This window comes from Vibrio sp. 2132-1 (assembly GCF_033344315.1).
The window spans coordinates 1-686 of sequence record NZ_JAWPON010000365.1 but is presented as its reverse complement, the minus strand read 5'-3'; the positions used below and the strand labels follow the sequence as shown (position 1 = coordinate 686).

Below are 686 nucleotides of genomic sequence, written 5' to 3'. Positions count from 1 at the left end.
CCTCGGCGAGGGTGACGCTTCGGGTAAAACTGATCCCATTTTCATGTAGGTAAGTGAATGCCAACTTTTCGTTATCAAGGCCGCACATTAGACGGCTCATCAACCAGTGGCAAAGTCGATGCGGTGAATTCAGAAGCTGCAGCGGAAGCGTTGATGAATAAAGGGATCATCCCGCTCAATCTACGCTTAGAGAAAGAAGGCGCAAAGAACCACGTTAGTTTGTCTAAATTGTTGGTTCCTGCCATTCCACTGGAAGTGATCATTCTGTTTTCTCGTCAGTTGTTCAGCTTAACTAAAGCTGGTGTGCCTTTGCTGCGCTCAATGCGCGGCTTACTGCAAAACTGTGAAAACAAGCAGCTAAAAGAAGCGCTAGAAGATGTGGTTTCTGAGTTGAGTAATGGTCGTGGCTTGTCGTCTGCGATGCAGCCGCACAACAAAGTGTTTAGTCCGTTATTCGTTTCCATGATCAACGTGGGTGAGAATACCGGTCGACTCGATGAGGCATTGCTGCAGCTAGCAAACTATTATGAGCAAGAGCTCGAAACACGCAAACGCATTAAAGCCGCGATGCGCTACCCGACGTTCGTTATCGTATTTATTACCATCGCGATGTTCATTCTGAACATTCTGGTTATCCCCGAGTTTGCATCGATGTTTACTCGTTTTGGGGTTGAGTTGCCGCTTCC

The 686-nt window shown here is 47.4% G+C and carries 1 protein-coding gene; it reads left to right on the top strand.

The window, feature by feature from the left end:
* Positions 1-57: 57 nt before the first annotated feature.
* The coding region (locus R8N47_RS25445) for a type II secretion system F family protein (protein WP_318186136.1) at positions 58-686 on the top strand (629 nt) is incomplete at its 3' end.